Here is a 2,882-nt window from a genome sequence, read left to right as displayed (position 1 = left end):
ACGGAGGCGGGATCGATTGGGCAGCGGTTCGAACAACCGCCGTCGAGAACGACCTGATCGATCCGAACGCCAGTCCGTCCACGGCAGAGCTTCAGACATTGTTGTTCAACGAGTCGATTTCCACCGCAAGTGAGGACGATGAACTTGGAGGCTCGGGCGATGGCCTTTCGATGGTTTCCACATACGTCCAGGATCTCCATGGATCGATCGAGCTCCGATCCGTCGCGGGCGTCGGAACTGAAGTCGAGGTCATCGTGCCTAGATTTCAATCTCTGCAATCGATTGTTCTGGTACTCACTGCGAATGCGCGGTGGGGAATACCCGAACTCGCGATTTTGGAAAGGACATCTATCGCAGATGCCATCACCTATCGGACTCCTGATGGGCGCAAAGAGGTCCTTTTCAGGGATGGCACCATTCCTCTGGTGTCCCTTGGCAAGCTGGTGGGAGATGAAGACGCGGAAACCAGCAGAGATGTCATCGTGGTGTCAACGCACGGGGGCCCGCTTGCTCTGTCGGTCGCAGGCACGCTCGGAGTGATGGAAGTTGCTCCGAAACGTCTGGGTGGACTGTTGCGTTCTGCGCCGTTCGTGACCGGTGCCGCGATGGTCAGCGGAGAGATTGCAATGCTGATCGACACCGATTCGCTGATGGAAGTGGCGAACGCCCTCGCGTTGGATGAACAACACAATCGCAAGACCATTCTGATCGTCGATGATTCAATCGGTGTGCGTCAGGTTTTGGCAGCAGCGCTCACTGCGGGCGGTTTCGACGTTGTGGCGGCGGCCTCATCAGTAGGGGCACTCAATCAGCTTGCGAACAATCCGGTCGATGCCATGGTCGTCGACTACGCCATGCCGGGACAGGACGGCGTCGAATTGGTAACACGCGTACGGGAGACATACGGCGACATGCCGGTTGTGATGATCTCGGGTGTTGCCGATGAGGCAGATAGAAGCCGAGCAGAGGCCGCAGGAATAGATGCATTTTTTCAAAAATCTGACTTCAGAGAAGGCGCGTTGGCGTCGATGTTGATATCACTGCTGAATGATGGGTCACCGATGGGAAAGACGGCACAATGAAGGTTCTGGTAGCTGACGACTCGCCCGTGTTGGTGCGAGCGTTGGCGAAACTCCTCGATCAGGCGGGCTACGACGTGGTGATAGCCAACGATGGGCTAGAGGCGATCCAGAAGTTCTACGAAGAGATTCCCGACCTCGTTCTTCTCGATATCAACATGCCCAAGCTGCATGGATATGTGGTCTGCCGACTTATCAAAGAAGACCCATCCGCACGATCGGTTCCCATCCTCATCTTGACAGCACGCAGCTCGAACGAAGATCGCTATTGGGCCACAAGATCCGGGGCAGACGGCTTCCTCACCAAAGAATCGATGGGTGAGGAACTTCTGGATTCGGTGCAGTCCGCACTCGCGAGCCGGGCGCTCGCCGATCTCTCCAGAATCGAACCACCCACGCAGACATTGGAAGAAAGCGACGTTCTCGCCCGTGTGTGCGAGGTGCTCGACCGAAAACTCTTCGAGGCCAGCATCGTCAACGACATTGTCGCGATTGGCGTTCGTGCTGACGACCTGCATGGAACGATCAACGAGTCGCTGAGCATCCTTGGCCGGCTAGTCGAATGTGACGCCGCGGGAGTCCTGCTGCACCTGGAACACGAGCTGGTGCTAAGAGCAAACAAGCTCATGTCTATCGGCGACTTCGAGGTGTTCAGAGACCTGTCCGCCCTGCGGGGTCGGCAGTTCACGACCGTCGATGTACGCGGCGAAGACTTGAACCTCATACTCCCCACCGGCGTCGACACGTCCGAGATTCTCGATACCACGGGCGCCACAACTGACGGAGGTTGGGAGTCGTTCGAATCGATTCCTCTGTGGTCAAAGGGCGAGGTCGTCGCCCTGCTAGTTCTGGCCTCCCACGAAAAGGACGCTTTCAGCGACAACGCCCGAAGAAATCTCCGGACGATCGAACCTCATCTCGCGACGGTGATCGACTCGGCGAAACAGTATCAACGAATCCTCGAACAAGAGGCACGCTCGAGCCTGTCGAGCCTGCTGGACTGACATACGTCGGAGAGCAAACTGCGGGCTCTCTCAGGTCTTCTTGAGCGGTGCCCAGGCCAGGAGAAGGGTCTTTGGACCCTCATTGTCGAACACGACGACAGCTTCGGCTCCGTCGCCTTCTCCTCGAATTTCACGCACGCGACCCTTCCCCCAATACTCGTGATGCACGACATCCCCTGCTGCGATGTCAGACGCCGAAACCGTCGAGCGTTGTGCAGACTCGGTTGCAGGGTTGCGGGTGCGGGACCTCTTGGACGTGAGTGTGTCCGGAATTTCTTTCAGAAGTCTGCTGACCGAGTTGAAGTTGGTGCCGCCAAATAGGGTCCTGCTCGTCGCATTGAGGAGGTAGAGGTGCTCCTGGGCGCGGGTGATGCCAACATAAAACAAGCGGCGCTCTTCTTCGAGTTCGGCCGGGTCTCCTAACGATCTCATATGCGGAAACACTCCGTCTTCAAGACCGACCATGAAGACAGCCGGATATTCGAGGCCCTTGGCGTTGTGGAGTGTCATGAGGGTCACGGCGCCGGATTGTCCGTCGAGTGCGTCCACGTCGGCAACGAGGCTGACCGATTCGAGAAAGGCCTCGACGCGCTGGTGTCCGGTCAATTCGGACCACAGAACTCCTTCTTCGTTGGTCGTCCCCATCTGAGTTTCTTCGAAGTCAATGGAAGAGGCGACCACCTCCTTGATGTTTTCCGCTCGCCCCAGAGCTTCTATGGTGCGTTCTGATTCCACCCATTCGAGATATCCGGAGTCCTCGATGATCGCTTGCAGCGCCCCCGCCGGACCGTCGTCCGCA

The 2,882-nt window shown here is 57.5% G+C and carries 3 protein-coding genes; 2 read left to right on the top strand and 1 reads right to left on the bottom strand.

Annotated elements, in window-relative coordinates:
* Both HKN37_15030 and HKN37_15025 read left to right on the top strand, forming a co-directional pair.
* Window positions 1–1,082, top strand: a 1,082-nt coding sequence (locus HKN37_15030; protein NNE47963.1) for a response regulator, incomplete at its 5' end; no start/stop codon positions are given.
* Complete coding sequence (locus tag HKN37_15025) at window positions 1,079–2,083, top strand: response regulator (GenBank protein ID NNE47962.1); 1,005 nt, start codon at window positions 1,079–1,081, stop codon at window positions 2,081–2,083. The genes HKN37_15030 and HKN37_15025, both read left to right, overlap by 4 nt.
* A 30-nt stretch (window positions 2,084–2,113) precedes the next feature.
* On the opposite strand, the gene HKN37_15020 is transcribed toward HKN37_15025, so the two are convergent.
* On the bottom strand, window positions 2,114–2,882 hold a 769-nt coding region (locus HKN37_15020; protein ID NNE47961.1), incomplete at its 5' end, for an ATP-binding domain-containing protein.

Source organism: Rhodothermales bacterium (assembly GCA_013002345.1).
Lineage (GTDB): Bacteria > Bacteroidota > Rhodothermia > Rhodothermales > JABDKH01 > JABDKH01.
The sequence above is the reverse complement of the archived record's forward strand: the minus strand, read 5'-3'. Positions and strand labels throughout refer to the sequence as shown.

Bases quoted from the DNA above. Each gene is read 5' to 3' on its own strand.
- HKN37_15025 (NNE47962.1), top strand. From the start codon at position 1,079: ATGAAGGTTCTGGTAGCTGACGACTCGCCCGTGTTGGTGCGAGCGTTG.